The organism is Enterobacter sp. E20 (assembly GCF_000801755.2).
GTDB classification, from domain to species: domain Bacteria; phylum Pseudomonadota; class Gammaproteobacteria; order Enterobacterales; family Enterobacteriaceae; genus Enterobacter; species Enterobacter asburiae_B.
The window spans coordinates 4,384,127-4,402,110 of record NZ_CP012999.1; the positions used below are offsets into that span (position 1 = coordinate 4,384,127).

At 56.5% G+C, this 17,984-nt stretch carries 18 protein-coding genes; 5 read left to right on the forward strand and 13 right to left on the reverse strand.

What is annotated here, in order from left to right:
- Positions 1-64 precede the first annotated feature (64 nt).
- The 12 genes from trpS to pilM all read right to left on the reverse strand — a co-directional run bounded on the left by trpS (position 65) and on the right by pilM (position 10,030).
- Positions 65-1,069, reverse strand: a complete 1,005-nt coding sequence (gene trpS, locus NI40_RS20550) for a tryptophan--tRNA ligase (RefSeq protein ID WP_023309477.1) — start codon at positions 1,067-1,069, stop codon at positions 65-67.
- Complete coding sequence (gene gph, locus NI40_RS20555) at positions 1,062-1,823, reverse strand: phosphoglycolate phosphatase (protein ID WP_024907924.1); 762 nt, start codon at positions 1,821-1,823, stop codon at positions 1,062-1,064. The genes trpS and gph overlap by 8 nt, the downstream gene beginning before the upstream one ends.
- Positions 1,816-2,493 carry a ribulose-phosphate 3-epimerase gene (gene rpe, locus NI40_RS20560; protein WP_024907923.1) on the reverse strand — a complete coding sequence of 226 codons (678 nt, stop codon included), beginning with the start codon at positions 2,491-2,493 and terminating at the stop codon, positions 1,816-1,818. Before rpe ends, gph begins: the two co-directional genes overlap by 8 nt.
- A 41-nt stretch (positions 2,494-2,534) precedes the next feature.
- On the reverse strand, positions 2,535-3,347 hold the full coding sequence (dam, locus tag NI40_RS20565; RefSeq protein ID WP_033146808.1) for an adenine-specific DNA-methyltransferase: 813 nt from the start codon (positions 3,345-3,347) through the stop codon (positions 2,535-2,537).
- 67 nt (positions 3,348-3,414) lie between these two features.
- On the reverse strand, positions 3,415-4,713 hold the full coding sequence (gene damX / locus NI40_RS20570) for a cell division protein DamX (RefSeq protein ID WP_039263086.1): 1,299 nt from the start codon (positions 4,711-4,713) through the stop codon (positions 3,415-3,417).
- Between the two features lie 92 nt (positions 4,714-4,805).
- Positions 4,806-5,894, reverse strand: a complete 1,089-nt coding sequence (gene aroB / locus NI40_RS20575) for a 3-dehydroquinate synthase (RefSeq protein WP_033146810.1) — start codon at positions 5,892-5,894, stop codon at positions 4,806-4,808.
- Positions 5,895-5,951: 57 nt separating this feature from the next.
- Entirely contained in the window at positions 5,952-6,473 is a 522-nt protein-coding gene (aroK, locus tag NI40_RS20580; protein WP_003861630.1) for a shikimate kinase AroK, read from the reverse strand.
- A 286-nt stretch (positions 6,474-6,759) separates the two neighbouring features.
- A complete protein-coding gene (hofQ, locus tag NI40_RS20585) occupies positions 6,760-7,983 on the reverse strand; it encodes a DNA uptake porin HofQ (RefSeq protein WP_232104817.1) in 1,224 nt (407 codons plus the stop codon).
- Positions 7,910-8,314 carry a HofP DNA utilization family protein gene (locus NI40_RS23455; protein WP_039263084.1) on the reverse strand — a complete coding sequence of 135 codons (405 nt, stop codon included), beginning with the start codon at positions 8,312-8,314 and terminating at the stop codon, positions 7,910-7,912. The genes hofQ and NI40_RS23455 overlap by 74 nt, the downstream gene beginning before the upstream one ends.
- Positions 8,304-8,759, reverse strand: coding sequence for a HofO family protein (locus NI40_RS20590; protein WP_039263083.1), 456 nt, complete (start codon positions 8,757-8,759; stop codon positions 8,304-8,306). Before NI40_RS20590 ends, NI40_RS23455 begins: the two co-directional genes overlap by 11 nt.
- A gap of 3 nt (positions 8,760-8,762) precedes the next feature.
- Positions 8,763-9,257, reverse strand: coding sequence for a PilN domain-containing protein (locus NI40_RS20595; protein ID WP_039263082.1), 495 nt, complete (start codon positions 9,255-9,257; stop codon positions 8,763-8,765).
- Positions 9,254-10,030: a pilus assembly protein PilM gene (gene pilM / locus NI40_RS20600; RefSeq protein ID WP_039263081.1), complete on the reverse strand. Its 777-nt coding sequence runs from the start codon at positions 10,028-10,030 to the stop codon at positions 9,254-9,256. The genes NI40_RS20595 and pilM overlap by 4 nt, the downstream gene beginning before the upstream one ends.
- A 120-nt stretch (positions 10,031-10,150) precedes the next feature.
- Here pilM and mrcA point away from each other — a divergent pair, with 120 nt between their 5' ends.
- Positions 10,151-12,703, forward strand: coding sequence for a peptidoglycan glycosyltransferase/peptidoglycan DD-transpeptidase MrcA (gene mrcA / locus NI40_RS20605; protein WP_039263080.1), 2,553 nt, complete (start codon positions 10,151-10,153; stop codon positions 12,701-12,703).
- An 88-nt stretch (positions 12,704-12,791) separates the two neighbouring features.
- Here the strand turns inward: mrcA and nudE are convergent, their stop codons facing one another.
- Positions 12,792-13,352 carry an ADP compounds hydrolase NudE gene (nudE, locus tag NI40_RS20610; protein ID WP_008503041.1) on the reverse strand — a complete coding sequence of 187 codons (561 nt, stop codon included), beginning with the start codon at positions 13,350-13,352 and terminating at the stop codon, positions 12,792-12,794.
- Positions 13,353-13,676: 324 nt separating this feature from the next.
- On the opposite strand from nudE, the gene NI40_RS20620 reads away from it, so the two are divergent.
- The 4 genes from NI40_RS20620 to hslO all read left to right on the forward strand — a co-directional run bounded on the left by NI40_RS20620 (position 13,677) and on the right by hslO (position 17,863).
- Positions 13,677-15,812: an intracellular growth attenuator family protein gene (locus NI40_RS20620; RefSeq protein WP_033146817.1), complete on the forward strand. Its 2,136-nt coding sequence runs from the start codon at positions 13,677-13,679 to the stop codon at positions 15,810-15,812.
- Positions 15,813-15,879: 67 nt separating this feature from the next.
- Complete coding sequence (gene yrfG, locus NI40_RS20625) at positions 15,880-16,563, forward strand: GMP/IMP nucleotidase (protein WP_039263079.1); 684 nt, start codon at positions 15,880-15,882, stop codon at positions 16,561-16,563.
- Positions 16,560-16,961 carry a ribosome-associated heat shock protein Hsp15 gene (gene hslR, locus NI40_RS20630; protein ID WP_029740483.1) on the forward strand — a complete coding sequence of 134 codons (402 nt, stop codon included), beginning with the start codon at positions 16,560-16,562 and terminating at the stop codon, positions 16,959-16,961. Before yrfG ends, hslR begins: the two co-directional genes overlap by 4 nt.
- 17 nt (positions 16,962-16,978) lie before the next feature.
- On the forward strand, positions 16,979-17,863 hold the full coding sequence (gene hslO / locus NI40_RS20635) for an Hsp33 family molecular chaperone HslO (protein WP_161495995.1): 885 nt from the start codon (positions 16,979-16,981) through the stop codon (positions 17,861-17,863).
- Positions 17,864-17,984 lie beyond the last annotated feature (121 nt).

The following is a 17,984-nucleotide window of genomic DNA, read 5'->3' on the forward strand; positions in this document are numbered from 1 at the left end:
CCCTCTCCCACCGTGAGAGGGTACAACCCTAAAAACGGTAACGTGGTTACCGTTTTGCTTTTACCTACGGTTTACCCACAAACCCAATCGCTTCGTATACCGCTTTCAGGGTTTCGGACGCGCGCGCGCTGGCTTTTTCCGCGCCGTCTTTCATCACCTTCTGCAGGAAAGCTTCGTCGTTACGGTAGCGGTGATAACGCTCCTGAAGCTCGGTCAGCATGCCGGAAACGGCGTCTGCCACTTCACCTTTCAGGTGGCCGTACATCTTGCCTTCGAAGTGTTTTTCCAGCTCAGGAATGCTCTGGCCGGTCACGCCGGAGAGAATATCCAGCAGGTTGGAGACGCCCGCTTTGTTCTGCACGTCGTAGCGCACTACAGGCGGCTCGTCGGAGTCGGTGACCGCGCGCTTGAGCTTTTTGACGACGGATTTCGGATCTTCCAGCAGGCCGATAACGTTGTTGCGGTTATCGTCAGACTTGGACATCTTCTTGGTCGGCTCCAGCAGCGACATCACGCGCGCGCCAGATTTTGGAATGAACGGCTCTGGCACTTTAAACACATCGCCGTAAATCGCGTTAAAGCGCTGGGCGATATCGCGGCTCAGCTCCAGGTGCTGCTTCTGGTCTTCACCTACCGGTACCTGGTTGGTTTGATACAGCAGGATGTCCGCCGCCATCAGCACCGGATAGTCGAACAGACCGGCGTTGATGTTTTCAGAGTAGCGCGCGGATTTATCCTTGAACTGGGTCATGCGGCTCAGCTCGCCGAAATAGGTGTAGCAGTTCAGCGCCCAGCCCAGCTGCGCGTGCTCCGGCACGTGAGACTGAACGAAAATGGTGCTCTTCTCAGGATCGATGCCGCAGGCCAGATACAGCGCCAGGGTGTCCAGGGTGGCTTTACGCAGCTTCTCAGGATCCTGACGCGCGGTAATCGCATGGAGATCGACGATGCAGTAAATGCAATGGTACTCATCCTGCATGCTGACCCACTGACGTAACGCACCCATGTAGTTACCAATGGTCAATTCACCTGAAGGCTGTGCGCCACTAAAAACGATGGGCTTAGTCATTATTCAATTCCTGATGTTCACTGTGCGAAAGCCCGAGTGCGGGCAACAAATCTTTGAAGTGGTCGAAGACCACATCCGGCTCACTTAGCGTGATGGCTTCACCGTAGTTGTAGCCATAGGTTAATCCGACGGAAGGACACCCAGCCGCTCGGGCAGCCAGAATATCATTGCGCGAATCCCCGACAAAGAGCAGCTCCGCAGGCGTTAAGGATAATTTTCCTGCCACCAGCAACAGCGGTTCCGGATGCGGCTTTTTGTTCTGCACGTCATCGCCGCCCACAATCACGGAGAAATACTTCGCGATATCGAGCGCTTCCAGCAGCGGTGCAACAAACGGCGTCGGTTTGTTGGTCACCAGCCCCAGCGGAATGCCCTTCGCGTGCAGCGCGCTCAGCGTTTCCTGAACGTCCGGGAACAGGAAGCTGCCCTCCTCGACGGTCTCTTCGTAGAAACGATCGAACAGTTTGCGCAGAATCCGCAGCTGCTCATCCTTAGGGATGTCAGCGTGGTCAACGCTCGGTTTGCCCTGCGCGGAACGCTGCGACGCGCGCTCCTGCCGCGCCCACGTCAACGCGCGCTCCATCAGAACATCGGCGCCGTTGCCAATCCACGTTACCACGCGCTCTTCACCCGCAACGGGGAGTTCAAGTGCATACAGCGCCTGGTCTACGGCGCTCGTTAAGCCCGGCGCGCTGTCGACCAGCGTGCCGTCGAGGTCGAATGCCACACCCCGAATTGCCTGCAATTTATCCATGACTTACCTTCGCCAGCTCACGGCGCATTTCATCAATGACTTTTTTGTAATCCGGTTGGTCGAAAATTGCCGAACCTGCAACGAACATATCCGCGCCGGCTGCCGCAATTTCACCAATGTTATTCACTTTCACACCGCCGTCCACTTCCAGGCGAATATCGTAACCTGACTCATCAATACGACGGCGCACTTCACGCAGCTTATCCAGCGTGTGGGGAATGAACGACTGACCGCCAAAGCCCGGGTTAACGGACATCAGCAGAATCACGTCCAGCTTGTCCATGACATAGTCGAGATAGCTCAGCGGCGTGGCCGGGTTAAACACCAGGCCCGCCTTACAGCCGTTCTCTTTGATCAGCTGCAGCGTGCGGTCCACGTGTTCAGAGGCTTCAGGATGGAAAGTGATGATACTGGCACCCGCTGCGGCGAAGTCAGGCACGATGCGATCAACAGGCTTAACCATCAGGTGAACGTCGATCGGCGCGGTAATGCCATAGTTACGTAATGCCTTGAGCACCATTGGGCCAATGGTCAGGTTAGGGACGTAGTGGTTGTCCATAACGTCGAAATGGACGACATCTGCGCCAGCCGCGAGAGCTTTGGCGGTGTCTTCACCCAGGCGGGCAAAATCGGCCGACAGAATTGAGGGAGCAATCAAAAACTGTTTCATCCGCTTCTCCTTGAAATGTGTTTACCGGCGGGCAAAACGGCTCAGGGGCGATAAAGAGCCAGAAGTTCGTCCACCTTTTTACGTGTGCCGCCGTTGCTGCTAATGCTACGCCGCACTTTGACCTGAAAATGCTTCGCGGCTTTATACCATTCGCGCGTATCAGGCGTGTCGTGATTCGAAATTAACACCGGAATTCTTTTGCTGACCAGCTTTTCTGCCATCTCCGCCAGACGGGCCTGTTCGGCCGGGCTGAAGCTGTTGGTGTGATAAGCGGTGAAATTCGCCGTTGCAGACAGTGGTGCGTAAGGCGGGTCACAGTAAACCACCGAGTTTACGCCTGCCAGCTCCATACACTCTTCATAGGAGAGGCAATGAAACTCTGCGTTCTGCGCTTTTTCGGCAAAGTGGTACAGCTCGTCCTGCGGGAAATACGGGCGCTTATAGCGACCAAACGGTACGTTAAATTCCCCGCGCAGGTTATAGCGGCACAGGCCGTTGTAACCATGACGGTTGAGATAGAGGAACAGCAGCGCCCGACGGAACGGATCCTGACTCTGATTAAACTCAGTGCGGAACTGGTAGTAAACGTCCGGCTGATTATTCTCCGGCGTAAACAGTTTGCGCGCCTCTGCGACATACTCTTCGGTACGCAGCTTAACGATGTTATAGAGGCTGATGAGGTCGTTGTTGATATCCGCCAGGATATAACGAGAAAAATCGGTGTTCAGGAACACCGATCCTGCGCCCACGAAAGGCTCGATTAGACACTCGCCTTTTGGCAGGTGCTTTTTAATATCATCGAGCAGGGGGTATTTCCCCCCTGCCCATTTCAGAAAAGCGCGATTTTTTTTCATGCTGACTAACTGATTACACCTTCTCCGGCTGTGGAGAAAGCTCCGACAGCATCCTGCGCTTTAAACATTACTTCAGATCGGCCTGAACCTGATGAATCGGCTTCGCCCAGGGATTTTTTGCCTGAACATCCGCTGGCAGTGCCGCTACGGCACGTTTCGCTTCATCTTTGGACGAATAAACGCCGCTGACCAGCACATACCACGGTTGACCGTTACGGGTCGTCTGATAAACAACATAGTCTTTCAGATTTGATTTCTTCGCCCAGCTGTTGAGGTTGTCATAGTTAGACGAACTGCTCAGCTGCAGCGTGTAGTTGCTGGATGGCGCAGACTTCATCGAGCCAACGTTACCTGCAGTTTTGCCTGCGGCGCTGCTGGAGGCTGTTGCCGTGGCTGCCGGAGCCGTTGCTGCAGGTGCAGCTGTGGTTGCCGTTGCTTTCGGCGCAGTCTGCGTGACTGGCGCTTTAGCAGGCTCGCTCACCGCAGCCGTTTCGGTGCGTTTCGGCTGTGCCGGTACCGCTTTCACTTCAGGCGCTTTTACGACTGCCTGAGGTTTGGTTTCACGCTTAGGCTCAATCACCGCCTGCTTACGTTCAGGACGCGTCGCAGTTTGCGTCTGGCGCGGTTTGGTTTCCGTCGCAGCCGTTTGTGGCTGAGCGTTACCACCGCGAATCGGGGCAACGGTTGCCGGCTCAGTTGGCAGCGTAGAGTTAACCACGACGTTATCAACCTGCTGCTGGTTCTGCGGCTGCGTCAGCGCATTGTTCAGATCACCCTGAACTTCTACGCGCTGCTGGCCTTCAGGCGTGGCAGGTACCTGACCCTGAGCAGGGGTTGAAGAAACGGGCGGCAGAGAAACATCCTGCGGCGCTGTAGTGTTACCTGCGGTCTGCTCTGCGGAAGTCGCACCCGGTGCAGGCTGTGCGCCATTCGCCTGATTGGTCGCATCGTTACCGGACAGGTTGATGCTCTTCTCAGCGGAAGCAGTTTGCTCGGTTGAGTTCGTTGACGGTGCTTTAAGCGCGGAGCCAATGCCAACAATCAGCAGCACAAGCACCAGAACGCCCAGGCCCATCATGATGTACTGGCGGGAAGCCGGTTTCGGCGCAGCGGCTTTTTTACGTTTACGTGGGCGACGCTCTACAGGCTGTTCGTCCATTGAATCTTCTTCGGACTCATAATCCTCTTCTGCTCGCTCTTCGTGCGCGTTGCGGCTGCGCGAAGGGCGACGATCGTCTGCATCCAGATCAACATCGTCAAAGTTGATCTGCGGCTCGTTATCACGTTCTGAAGATTGACGAGAACGACCAGTACGACGATCGCTGGGATCGGGTTTCAGCTCGTCTTCTGGTTTGAATTCATCCATTTAACACCCCACTCAAAGGCTTATGCTAACGACTTTGCATTTCACCTGAAGCTAAACGACCACCTGCGACAGTGGCCTGACCTTTCTAGTTGTTACGCCTGCTGACAATCAGCGATAGCGCCAAGAACGACATCGTGCGGCACTCCGCCGCGCACTTCACTCTTCCCTATTGCAAGCGGGAGTACAAGACGCATCTCACCTGCCAATACTTTTTTATCGCGCATCATGTGGGGTAAATACGCTTGCGCCGACATCTCCTGCGGCCCGGTTACCGGCAAACCTGCACGCTCAAGCAGCGCAATGATGCGTGCCGTCTCTTCAGGTTTAAACTGCCCCAGACGTTCAGAGGTGCGCGCTGCCATGACCATACCGGCCGCGACGGCTTCACCGTGCAGCCAGTTGCCGTAACCCATCTCGGCTTCAATGGCGTGGCCAAACGTATGCCCAAGATTCAGTAAAGCACGTAAGCCCGTTTCACGCTCGTCTGCAGCGACAACTTCTGCTTTCAGTTCACAACAACGACGAATGCAGTATGCCAGTGTAGCCTCATCCAGGCACAGCAGCGCATCCATATTCTCTTCAAGCCAGCTAAAGAACTCGCCATCCAGAATAATGCCGTATTTGATCACTTCTGCCAGACCCGAAGCCAGTTCGCGCTTCGGCAGGGTTTTCAGACAGTCGAGATCCACCACCACCGATGCGGGCTGGTAGAACGCGCCAATCATGTTTTTGCCGAGCGGATGGTTAACTGCCGTTTTGCCACCCACAGAGGAGTCGACCTGGGACAGCAACGTGGTCGGGATTTGAATAAAACGGACGCCACGTTGATAGCTTGCGGCCGCAAATCCGGTCAGATCGCCCACAACACCGCCGCCCAGGGCAAGCAGTGTTGTATCGCGACCGTGCGGTTTTTGCAGCAATGCGGTAAAGACGGTATCCAGTACCGTCAGGCTTTTATACTGCTCGCCATCGGGGAGAATCACACTGTCGACTTTTACGCCCGCCTGCTCAAGCAGGTGGCGTACGCGGTCGAGATAAAGCGGAGCCAGCGTCTCATTGGTGACCAGCATCGCCTGATCACCCGCTTTCAGTGGTAAAAAGGAAGCTGGGTCGTTAAACAAACCAGCCGCGATGGTGATAGGGTAACTACGTTCCCCGAGAGTAACTGTAATCCTCTCCATGACGCGACATCCACCTTTAATGCTTTTACCCGCAGGCGAGTGTATATAAAGCCAGAATCAGTTGCTTTCCAGCATATGAATAATCTGGTTTGCAACCACTTTAGCGCTCTGGTCGTCAGTACGAATGGTCACGTCGGCAATCTCTTCATACAGCGGATTGCGTTCATCGGCCAACGCTTCCAGAACTTCGCGTGGTGGCGTTTCAACCTGCAGCAGCGGGCGCTTTTTATCGCGCTGCGTACGTGCCAGCTGTTTCTCGATAGTCGTCTCAAGATAGACCACTACGCCACGGGCGGAGAGACGGTTACGGGTTTCGCGAGATTTCACAGAACCGCCGCCTGTTGCCAGAACGATGCCCTGTTTTTCCGTGAGTTCGTTGATCACTTTTTCTTCTCGGTCACGGAAACCTTCTTCGCCTTCTACATCGAAAACCCAGCCCACATCAGCTCCGGTTCGTTTCTCAATCTCTTGATCAGAATCGTAAAATTCCATATTGAGTTGTTGAGCTAACTGACGCCCAATAGTGCTTTTGCCGGCACCCATAGGCCCAACCAGAAAGATATTGCGTTTCTCTGCCATTTTATCGGTACTACTAAGACTATTCGTTAATGGTAATTCCCGCTTCGCAGACACCCAGCGTAGCAGGACATGAACTGAAACCTCATATGCAATAGAGCGAGAGTCAGACTAAAAATTATCTCAATACTCCGGCTTGTTTGGCAACTGATTAAATCACCGCGCCGGGCGCATAAGGTAATAAGACGTAAGTCCAACTCAAATCGGTACTCCTTGTATGCTAATTCATGCCCCACGTCAAACATCTGCAACAAACTGAATGCAAAATCATTGCGGGGATCGTTACCCGTCAGCGAATACCGACCAGACGTGGTGTAATAAACACCACTAGCTCGCGCCGTTCATTATCCTTCCCATCGTGGCGAAAAAGCTGCCCAAGCCAGGGGATTTTCCCCAGCCCCGGCACGCTGTCGCTGCCAGTTTTGTTCTTCTGCGAAAAAATTCCGCCCAACGCCAGCGTTTCTCCACTTTTTACCTCCACCTGGGTTTCTATCTCCTGTTTGTCGATCGCCAGCGTTTCGCCGTCAGCCTGCTGCAGGACTTGTCCCGGCATATTTTCACTGATGTGCAATTTCAGGCGCACGCGCCCTCCCGGTAAGACCACCGGCGTGACCTCCATCCCTAATACCGCCTCTTTAAACTCAACGGAGGTTGCGCCGCTTTCGCCGCTTGAGACCTGATACGGAATTTCACTCCCCTGCTTGATGCTGGCCGGTTGCATATGCGAGGCCAGCAGCCGCGGGCTGGCGATGATATCGACCTGCTGTTTTTGCTCCAGCGCAGAGAGCTCCAGATCCAGCAGCCGACCATTGATCCGTCCGATGTTAAAACCCACGTGGCTGGTGGCGCTGGCGACGGAAAGATCGCTGCCAAGCGTGGTGAGCTGGCCAACCTTTCCCGCGTCGGCGGCGTCGGCGAGATTCCATTTCACTCCCAGCTCACGCAGGCTTTTTTCATTAATGGTCACAATATGCGCCGCCAGCTCGACCTGTTCGACAGGAATATCCATCTGAGCGGCCCAGCGCTGCAGCGTCTCCACCACCGTCTGGTTATCGCGAATCAGCAGCCGGTTGGTGCGTTTGTCGAGAGACAAACTTCCCTTTGGGCTCAGGAGTTTTTCAGCGTCTTTTTGCAGCTCTCCGGCATCGGCATAGGAGAAAGCGAGGCTGTGAGAAACCAGCGGCGCCTCAAGCTGTCGACGCGTTCGCTCCTGTTCTGAGCGCTCCTGCTGTTCACGCTGCCAGGCCGCGGTATGAACATAAAAAATGCCGCCCTCCTCTCGCAAAACGACGCCAGCGCTGGTGACAACCGTTTGTAACGCTTGACGCCAGGGGACCCGCGTCAGGTTGAGCGAAAGCGTGCCGCCGACGTCAGGCGATATCACCAGATTTCGGTTCTCCTGTGCGACCAGGCTCTGCAGCACCTGGACTACAGGCACGTCATCCACCACCAGCGTGACCGGTTTTGGCGCGGCGGCCCACAGCGGATGGCTGAACGCCAGCAGCCACAGCATTATCCGTAAATTCATTCTTATTCGTTCCTTCTCGTTGCCACGTCCATGTTCCTGGTTCACATGTGTTACCCACATTAACAACCAGTTCCGTTTCATTGATGGCTGTTATCGTCCAGCCCGCCGGGAAGCGTTCATGCGTTTTCAGGCGGTACCAGCGCTTTTGCCCATCCTGTAAAATGCCGATAGCCTGCTGTCCTACCACCATGCCGCGATAGCGCCACTGCGCCAGCTCGCCAATGGCGCAGGGATCGTCCGGCGGGCGAAACGGATCGCGCATGCCGGTCAATAGCAGCGCTGAGCAAACCAGCAAATATCGCGCGCTATTTCGCATGTTCCAGCTCCAGCCGCAGGCGCAACGCTGTACCTTGTGGGGCAATCGCGAAAGCGGCGATCTGCACATCCCGCTGCGCCAGCCGGGAAAAAAGCGCCGGGAGAGCCTGCCACTCCACCTCCAGCATCAGTTCCCCTCCGTTCTGCAGCGGCTTCCAGTGAACCAGCGTCGCGTTATCACCCTGAAAATCGAGCGGGGAAAACGGCGTCAGCTCGCGTACTTCCGTTGTTTCCGTACGAAACGGCACCTTTCTGACGACAGGCCATAACGCCGCGTTCGTCCTCGCGTCCTGAATCAGCTGTCGCTGTCGTTCAGCACACTGCCTGTCTAGCGGTCTGAGCAAGGTGCCCCACGCGGCCAGTCCTGCCAGGAGGCTCCCCAGACACCAGAAAAGCACCCGATACCAGGGACGGCTTTCGCACCAGCGTTCTAACAGGGTATCCATGCGTTACCCCTCGCTTTTAAGATGGAGGGTGAACATCCAGCGCCCCTGGCTGTCCTGCCGAAGCTCACCCGCCGTTCCGGGCGTAAAACCCGCTATTTGGCCCAGCGCATCGCGCAGAGCAGACAGGGCTGGCAGGGTTATGGCATACCCACTCAACATCAGAGCAGGAGGCTGATAGCGAAGCTCTGTCAGCCAGACCTGTGAAGGAGTGGCGCGGGAAAGGGATTCCAGCACCGGCTGCCATGCGCGTTGTTGACGTGTCTGCGCTGGCTTCTGCGCCTGTGAGGCGAGTTTCTGCCGGGAGGCAAGCGCATGCTGCACGGTCTGCATTCCCGTCAGCTCCGTTTGCAGCGCGTGCAGCCTCATAACAGGGTTTATCCGCAGGCAGAAAATGACCGCGAACATCAACAGCACGGTGCCGACACACATTGCCCCCCAGAAGCGCAGGCATCGTGCGCGCCACTGCTGTCGCCAGGGCAGAAAGTTCATGAGGCTCATCCGGGAACCTCGCTCATGGCCAGCGCCAGCGCAACGGTATAATCAGCGCCGCAGTCCGGTAGCGGGGCATGGCAGCGCTCCAGGATTTCCCACGGGTCACGTCGGCTATCAAACAGCGCGATGTCATCCGGACCAAGCGCCAGCAGCGCCGCCAGCTCGGCCACGCTTTCGGCTTCTGTCGTAAAGCGGCGTCCCCACTGGTGGCGCATCGCCCACAGCCACTGCCGGTCGTCGCGCCAGGCGACGCACGTCGCTGGCGCCACCGCAGGAAGAAGATTCGCCAGCGCGCTGGCATCCGGCGTAATGGCCACCAGCCGCAAACGCAGCGTTTTCGCCAGCGCCAGTAGGGTATCAACCTCGTTGTTTTGCGCGGCGGTCACGTGAAAGGTATTGCTGAAGGTATCCTGCGCGTAATCGAAACAGAGCGTATCGGCAGACATCTCCAGTTCGCGCGCGAGCGCCGCGCCAAGCCATGAGAGCTGCTCGCTGTCGCGCAGCGCAACGGTCGGGCGGGGGAGCGTCCGTTGCAGAGTGCGTGCTGCCGGGAAAGAGAGGAACACCCGATGGTAGTGCGGCAGCGTTTTGCGCCAGTCGCGTAACGCATCAACCAGCTGTTCTGGCTGACAAATTTTGCCGTCACGAATGATGCCCTCGTCCAGAGGAATCGCCCACCAGCGGCGCAAGCACCAGCCCGACTTCTCCCGGGCCAAGGCGACGATCTGCACCCTATCCTGTTGAATATGAACGCCCGTTTGCCATGTTTTGAAAGCCATGCTTCACGATCTCCTTATCGCCCGTCGTCTTGACGGCTATATCAATGAATCAGGCTTGCCTTTATACTACCGCGCGATTGTTTAGAAACTGCCCAAGTGAAACCAAATGGGAAATCTCCGGTGAAGTTCGTAAAGTATTTATTCATCCTTGCAGTCTGTTGCATTCTGCTGGGAGCAGGCTCGATTTACGGTTTATACAAATATATTGAGCCACAGCTACCTGATGTCGCCACGCTTCGCGATGTGCGCCTCCAGATCCCGATGCAAGTCTATAGCGCCGATGGCGAGCTGATGGCGCAGTATGGCGAGAAGCGTCGTATTCCGCTGACCTTAAACCAAATTCCCCCCGTGATGGTGAAAGCCTTTATCGCCACGGAGGACAGCCGTTTTTACGAGCACCACGGTGTCGATCCGGTGGGGATTTTCCGTGCCGCGAGCATTGCGTTGTTCTCTGGTCACGCTTCTCAGGGGGCGAGTACCATTACGCAGCAGTTGGCGCGTAACTTCTTCCTCAGCCCTGAAAAGACGCTGATACGTAAGATCAAAGAGGTGTTCCTCGCGATCCGTATTGAGCAGCTGCTGAGCAAAGACGAAATCCTTGAGCTGTACCTCAACAAAATCTACCTGGGTTACCGCGCCTATGGCGTGGGGGCTGCCGCACAGGTGTACTTCGGTAAGCCTGTTGAGCAGCTCACCTTAAGCGAAATGGCAACCATCGCCGGTCTGCCGAAAGCGCCGTCCACCTTTAACCCGCTCTACTCGCTCGATCGCGCCACCGCGCGCCGTAACGTCGTTTTGTCACGTATGCTGAGCGAAGGCTACATCAGCCAGAGCGAGTACGACCAGGCGCGTAACGATGTCATTGACGCTAACTACCACGCCCCTGAGATCGCCTTCGCGTCCCCTTACCTGACCGAAATGGTTCGCCAGGAGATGGTGAATCGCTATGGTGACAAGGCCTACGAAGATGGCTATCGCGTGTACACCACCGTCACCCGTAAGGTCCAGCAGGCGGCTCAGGAAGCGGTGCGGAACAACGTGATGGACTACGATATGCGTCACGGCTATCGCGGCCCGTCAAACGTGCTCTGGAAAGTGGGCGAAAGCGCGTGGGACAGCAAAAAAATCACCAGTACGCTGAAGGCGCTGCCAACCTATGGTCCGCTCCTTCCTGCCGTGGTAACGCAGGCCGATCCTCAGGAAGCCGTTGCGACGCTCGCGGACGGTACGTCCGTCTCCCTGCGTATGGACGGTATCCGCTGGGCGCGTCCTTACCGCTCGGATACGCTGCAGGGCGCAACGCCGCGTAAAGTGACCGATGCAGTCCAGACCGGGCAGCAAATCTGGGTGCGCAAGGTAGGCGAATCCTGGTGGCTGGCGCAGGTGCCGGACGTCAACTCGGCCCTGGTCTCTATCAATCCACAGAACGGTGCCATCCTGGCCCTGGTCGGCGGGTTTGATTTCAACCAGAGCAAATTTAACCGCGCCACTCAGGCGCTGCGTCAGGTCGGTTCCAATATCAAACCGTTCCTCTACACGGCGGCAATGGATAAAGGCTTGACCCTCGCCAGCATTCTTAACGACGTGCCAATCTCCCGCTGGGATGCCGGTGCCGGTTCCGACTGGCAGCCGAAGAACTCTCCTGCGGAGTATGCCGGCCCAATTCGTCTCCGTCAGGGCCTGGGACAGTCGAAAAACGTGGTGATGGTGCGCGCCATGCGCGCGATGGGCGTCGACTATGCCGCAGAGTATCTGCAGCGCTTCGGTTTCCCGGCGCAGAACATCGTTCGCACCGAGTCGCTGGCGTTAGGCTCCGCCTCGTTTACGCCGCTTCAGGTCGCACGCGGGTACTCGGTGATGGCCAACGGCGGCTTCCTGATTGACCCGTACTTCATCAGCAAGATTGAGAACGATCAGGGCGGCGTGCTGTTCGAAGCGAAGCCGAAAATTGCCTGCCCTGACTGCGATATTCCGGTGATTTATGGCAATACGCCGAAATCCGAGGTGCTTGAGAATAAGGACATGGAAGACCCTGCCGTGTCTCAGGAGCAGCAGAACGGCGTCGTGCCGCAGCCGCAGCTCGAGCAGGCTAACCAGTCGCTGGTGGCACAGACCGGCGCGCCGGAGTATGCCCCGCACGTGATCAACACGCCGCTGTCGTTCCTGATCAAAAGCGCGCTGAACACCAACATCTTCGGTGAACCGGGCTGGCAGGGCACAGGCTGGCGCGCAGGGCGCGATTTGCAGCGCCATGATATCGGCGGTAAAACGGGGACAACCAACAGCTCGAAAGACGCGTGGTTCTCCGGCTACGGCCCGGGCGTGGTGACGTCGGTCTGGATCGGTTTCGACGATCACCGCCGTGACTTAGGTCGTACAACGGCCTCCGGCGCGATTAAGGATCAGATTTCCGGCTACGAAGGCGGAGCGAAGAGCGCGCAGCCGGCCTGGGACGCCTACATGAAGTCCGTTCTTGAAGGCGTGCCGGAGCAGCCGTTAACGCCACCGCCAGGCGTGGTGACGGTTAATATCGACCGCAGCACCGGTCAGCTCGCCAACGGCGGTAATAGTCGCGAAGAGTATTTCATCGAGGGCACGCAGCCAACCACGCAGGCGGTGCACGAGGTGGGGACAGAGATTATTGATAACGGCGAGACGCACGAGCTGTTCTGACAACAAAGCAAAACGGCAACCTCTGGTTGCCGTTTTTGTGTTTGCTCCCTCTTCCCGTGGGAGAGGGTTGGGATGGGGCATCAGGCCATTACAGCCGCCCCTGCCCCTTCAACCACTCCCGTACCAGGAACAGCGCGCTCACGTTGCGAGCCTCATTAAAGTCAGGGTCTTCAAGCAGATCCATCAGGTGCGCTAACGGCCAGCGAACCTGCGGCAGCGGCTCCGGTTCATCCCCTTCCAGCGATTCAGGATAGAGGTCTTCAGCCACCACGATATTCATTTTGCTGGAAAAATAGGACGGCGCCATGCTCAGCTTTTTCAGGAATGAAAGCTCATTCGCACCGAAGCCGACCTCTTCTTTCAGCTCGCGGTTTGCCGCTTCAAAGACGGTTTCACCCGGGTCGATAAGCCCTTTCGAGAACCCAAGCTCGTAAGATTCCGTTCCCACAGCGTATTCGCGGATCAAAATCAGATGATCGTCGACAATGGGAACAATCATCACCGCTTCGCGCGAAGAAGGGCGCATACGTTCATAAACGCGACGCACACCGTTGCTGAACTCCAGGTCCACACTTTCGACATTAAACAGGCGCGATTTGGCGACAGTTTCAACATTCAGAATGGTGGGTTTTTGTAATGGTTTGCTCATCTTGATGGGTCTTAGCAGTGAGAACTGGCGTTATTGTGCGATATGCCGCACGGTTTCGGCAATGTCAATCGTTCTTTATTTACATTTGTGCAACGTATCAGGGATCAATCCTCAATTCAAAACAAATGTCAAGAGGTTGAAATGTTTCCAGGAATTTGCTGATATCGCGCCATAACAGGCTTTGCTATCATCACCGGTCACTGGGATGCGCTTCAGAATGCTCAAGTTCGACTCCATACTTGCCGATAGCCAGCCACAGACTCTCATTCAATGTAAAGGTGCTACTGACTACACCTGTAAGAAGATAAGTAAGATGGGGAAAGCATGAGCACCATTTTGATTGTTCTCGCTGCTATGCTGGCCGGCGCGTTGGTTGCAGGGTGGTTGTACAGGCGCCGCGTACAGCGCCGTTATCGTCTGCCTTTTTTAAACGCATTTGCGGGTGCGAGCACGCGTAAACTCACGCAGGACGAGCGCGATGCGGTTGAAAACTATCTCGAAATCCTGAACCGTACTCAGTTAACGCCTGGGCCAACGGGAGCCACCGCTGCGCCCGTCGCGCTAAAGCTTAATGCGCAAAGTGATACCGTGCTGTGCGTGACACGCTCCATCACGCGCTATGGCATCACCACTGATGACCCAAACAAATGGCGCTATTACCTTGATTCCGTCGAAGTGCATCTGCCCCCGTCCTGGGAGCAATACATTAATGACGAAAACAGCGTTGAGCTGATTCACACCGATTCGTTGCCTCTGGTTATCACGCTTAACGGCCATACGCTGAATGAATACCTTCAGGAAGCCCCGCGTTTTGCGCTGGAGCGCGCGAGTTCAACGCAGGCGTCCATTCGTGGCGAAGAGACAGAGCAGATCGAACTGCTGAACATTCGCCAGGAAACGCATGAAGAGTACGCCCTGAGCCGCCCGGACGGCATCCGTGAAGCCATTCTGATCGTTGCTGCCTTCCTGCTCTTTTTCATCTGCCTGCTCACGCCGGATGTGTTTGTCCCCTGGCTGGCTGGCGGCGCGGTGCTGCTGCTGGCCGGCGGGCTTTGGGGTCTCTTTGCTCCACCGGCTAAAACCTCGTTGCGCGAGATCCACTGCCTGCGCGGGACGCCAAAGCGCTGGGGCCTGTTCGGTGAAAACGATCAGGAACATCTCAACAATATTTCGCTCGGTATTATCGACCTGATCTACCCGCGCCACTGGCAGCCGTGGATCGCACAGGATTTAGGGCAGAAAACCGATATTGATATCTACCTTGACCGCCACGTTGTGCGTCAGGGGCGCTTCCTGTCTCTGCATGATGAAGTGAAAAATTTCCCGCTTCAGCACTGGCTACGCAGTACGGTCATTGCCGGCGGCGCCGCGCTGGTCTTAGCCATGCTGCTGCTTTTCGTGCCGCTGGATATGCCCATTAAATTCACCCTGTCGTGGATCAAAGGGGCGCAAACCATTGAAGCGACAAGCGTCAACAAACTGGATGAAGCCGGTGTACGCGTGGGGGACACGCTGCGCCTGAAGGGAACCGGGATGTGTAATATTCACACCCCGGGGGCGTGGAACACGCGTCAGAGCTCGCCGTTCATGCCGTTCGACTGTTCGCAAATTATCTGGAACGACGCGCCGCCGCTGCCGCTGCCGGAATCCGAAGTGGTGAACAAGGCCACGGCTCTCACCCAGACGGTTAACCGCCAGCTGCACCCGAAACCGGACGACGATTCGCGCGTCAGCCCCGCGCTGCGCTCGGCCATTCAGAAATCAGGCATGGTTCTGCTGGATGACTTTGGTGACATCGTCCTGAAAACGCAGGATTTATGCTCCTCTCAGGATGAGTGCATACGCCTTAAAAACGCCCTGGTAAACCTGGGGAACAGCAAAGACTGGGACTCGCTGGTAAAACGCGCCGAAGCGGGACGACTGGATGGCGTTAACGTGCTGCTGCGTCCGGTGAGCGCTGAATCGCTGGATAACCTGGTCGCCACCTCGACGTCGCCGTTCATGATGCGCGAGACCACCCGCGCGGCTCAGGCGCTGAACAGCCCGGCGCCGGGCGGCTTTGTGATAGCAAGCGATGAAGGCAGCGACCTTGTCGATCAGCCCTACCCGCAGGTTGCGCTTTATGACTACCCGGCGCAGGAGCAGTGGAGCCAGTTCCAGCGCCTGGCGCAGATGCTGATGCAAACGCCGTTCAGCGCCGAAGGGATTGTCACGAGTATTTATACCGACGCCAACGGCACTCGCCATATCGGCCTGCACCGGATGCCGGATAGCGCAGGCTTGTGGCGTTACATCGGCACCTCTTTGCTGATGACCGCGATGCTGATCGCCATTTTCTGGAACGGCTTTATGGCCCTGCGCCGCTACCAGCGCTCGCGCACCCGGCTTGCAGACATTCAGCAGTATTATGAAAACTGCCTCAATCCAAAGCTGATCCCCTCGTCTGAGAGCCTGATCTGATAACGTCGTTGCGCGGCAAGTTGTGCTACCCTGTCGCGCACGTTTCTTCTGGCTGGAGTTCCCCCTTATGCATCTTGATATCGCCTGGCAGGAGGTAGATACCGTTCTGCTGGATATGGACGGCACGCTGCTCGATCTCGCCTTTGATAACTATTTCTGGCAAACGCTGGTTCCTGAAACCTATGGCGAGCAGCAGGGGATCTCCCCGGCAGAAGCGCAGGCATTCATTCATTCGCAATATAGTGCGGTGCAACATACGCTAAACTGGTACTGTCTTGACTACTGGAGCGAGCGCCTCGGTCTGGATATTTGTGCCATGACCACCGCCCAGGGCCCGCGCGCCGTTCTGCGCGAGGACACCGTGCCCTTTCTGGATGCGCTGAAAGCAAGCGGCAAGCGCCGTATTTTGCTGACCAACGCGCATCCACATAATCTGGCGGTGAAGCTGGAGCATACCGGTCTGGCGTCGCACCTTGATTTATTACTTTCCACCCACACATTTGGTTATCCGAAAGAGGATCAGCGGTTGTGGCATGCGGTGAAGGAAGAGACGGGTTTGCAGCCAGAACGTACGCTGTTCATTGATGACAGCGAGCCCATTCTGGATTCCGCGGCAAGGTTTGGCATTCGCTACTGTCTGGGCGTGACCAATCCTGACTCTGGCCTGGCTGAAAAAAGCTATCTGCGCCACCCTGGGCTGAACGACTATCGCCAGATGATCCCCTCACTGACCGTGAAGGAGACGCCATGAAAGAAAAACCCTCTGACGGGGTAAGACTGGACAAATGGCTGTGGGCAGCGCGTTTTTATAAAACACGCGCCCTCGCCCGCGAGATGGTTGACGGCGGAAAAGTGCATTACAACGGCCAGCGCAGCAAACCGAGCAAGCTGGTTGAGCTGAATGCCACCTTAACGCTGCGGCAGGGCAACGATGAACGTACGGTGGTGATTAAAGCCATTACCGAACAGCGTCGACCTGCAGCGGAAGCCGTACTGCTTTATGAAGAGACGGCGGAGAGCATTGAAAAGCGCGAGAAGACCGCGCTGGCGCGCAAAATGAACGCGCTGACGATGCCTCACCCGGACCGGCGACCGGATAAAAAAGAGCGTCGCGATCTGATGAAATTTAAACACGGTGAGACTGATTAACCTCACCCGCACGAGAGATGAAAATGGCCCAACACGACCAATTACACCGCTATCTGTTTGAACAATTCGCCGTGCGCGGCGAGCTGGTCACCGTATCCGAAACCTGGAAACAGATTCTGGAAAACCACAACTACCCGCTGCCGGTGAAGACCCTGTTGGGCGAACTGCTGGTTGCCACCAGCCTGCTGACGGCGACGCTGAAGTTTGCCGGTGATATCACCGTGCAGCTGCAGGGCGACGGCCCGATGACGCTGGCGGTGATCAACGGCAATAACCAGCAGCAGATGCGCGGCGTGGCGCGCGTTCAGGGCGACGTGCCTGAAAATGCAGACCTCAAAACGCTGGTGGGTAATGGCTACCTGGTGATCACCATCTCCCCTGAGGAAGGTGAGCGCTATCAGGGCGTGGTGGGTCTGGAAGGCGATACCCTGGCAGCCTGCCTGGAAGATTACTTCATGCGTTCTGAACAGCTGCCGACGCGTCTCTTCATCCGCACCGGTGAAGTGGACGGTCAGCCTGCTGCGGGCGGTATGCTGCTGCAGGTTCTGCCTGCGCAGGACGCACAAACCAATGACTTTGAGCACCTGGCGACGCTGACCGAAACCATCAAAGCGGAAGAGCTGTTCAACCTGTCGGCGACCGACGTGCTGTGGCGTCTGTACCACGAAGAAGAAGTGACGGTTTACGATCCGCAGTCCGTGGAATTTAAGTGCACCTGCTCACGCGAGCGCTGTGCTGGCGCGCTGAAAACCCTGCCGGATGAAGAGATCGACAGCATCATGGCGGAAGACGGCGAAATCGATATGCACTGTGACTACTGCGGTACGCACTACGTGTTCAATTCGATGGATATCGCTGAGATCCGCAATAACGCCTCCCCGGCGGATCCGCAGGTTCACTAAACCTCTTTCCCCGCACCCTAACCCTCTCCCCAAAGGGGAGAGGGAACTTGAACCCCCTCTCCCCTTTGGGGAGAGGGCTGGGGTGAGGGGTAAAAAACTCCCCCCAAGCTGAATCGTTTTC

Excerpts from the sequence above, each read along its gene's own strand:
- NI40_RS20595 (WP_039263082.1), bottom strand. The coding sequence starts at position 9,257 with ATGAGCCTCATGAACTTTCTGCCCTGGCGACAGCAGTGGCGCGCACGA.
- rpe (WP_024907923.1), bottom strand. The coding sequence starts at position 2,493 with ATGAAACAGTTTTTGATTGCTCCCTCAATTCTGTCGGCCGATTTTGCC.
- gph (WP_024907924.1), bottom strand. The coding sequence starts at position 1,823 with ATGGATAAATTGCAGGCAATTCGGGGTGTGGCATTCGACCTCGACGGC.
- NI40_RS20620 (WP_033146817.1), top strand. The coding sequence starts at position 13,677 with ATGAGCACCATTTTGATTGTTCTCGCTGCTATGCTGGCCGGCGCGTTG.
- pilM (WP_039263081.1), bottom strand. The coding sequence starts at position 10,030 with ATGGCTTTCAAAACATGGCAAACGGGCGTTCATATTCAACAGGATAGG.
- aroB (WP_033146810.1), bottom strand. The coding sequence starts at position 5,894 with ATGGAGAGGATTACAGTTACTCTCGGGGAACGTAGTTACCCTATCACC.
- trpS (WP_023309477.1), bottom strand. The coding sequence starts at position 1,069 with ATGACTAAGCCCATCGTTTTTAGTGGCGCACAGCCTTCAGGTGAATTG.
- dam (WP_033146808.1), bottom strand. The coding sequence starts at position 3,347 with ATGAAAAAAAATCGCGCTTTTCTGAAATGGGCAGGGGGGAAATACCCC.
- hslO (WP_161495995.1), top strand. The coding sequence starts at position 16,979 with ATGAAAATGGCCCAACACGACCAATTACACCGCTATCTGTTTGAACAA.
- yrfG (WP_039263079.1), top strand. The coding sequence starts at position 15,880 with ATGCATCTTGATATCGCCTGGCAGGAGGTAGATACCGTTCTGCTGGAT.
- damX (WP_039263086.1), bottom strand. The coding sequence starts at position 4,713 with ATGGATGAATTCAAACCAGAAGACGAGCTGAAACCCGATCCCAGCGAT.
- NI40_RS20590 (WP_039263083.1), bottom strand. The coding sequence starts at position 8,759 with ATGGATACCCTGTTAGAACGCTGGTGCGAAAGCCGTCCCTGGTATCGG.
- aroK (WP_003861630.1), bottom strand. The coding sequence starts at position 6,473 with ATGGCAGAGAAACGCAATATCTTTCTGGTTGGGCCTATGGGTGCCGGC.
- nudE (WP_008503041.1), bottom strand. The coding sequence starts at position 13,352 with ATGAGCAAACCATTACAAAAACCCACCATTCTGAATGTTGAAACTGTC.
- hslR (WP_029740483.1), top strand. The coding sequence starts at position 16,560 with ATGAAAGAAAAACCCTCTGACGGGGTAAGACTGGACAAATGGCTGTGG.
- NI40_RS23455 (WP_039263084.1), bottom strand. The coding sequence starts at position 8,314 with ATGCGAAATAGCGCGCGATATTTGCTGGTTTGCTCAGCGCTGCTATTG.
- hofQ (WP_232104817.1), bottom strand. The coding sequence starts at position 7,983 with ATGCTGTGGCTGCTGGCGTTCAGCCATCCGCTGTGGGCCGCCGCGCCA.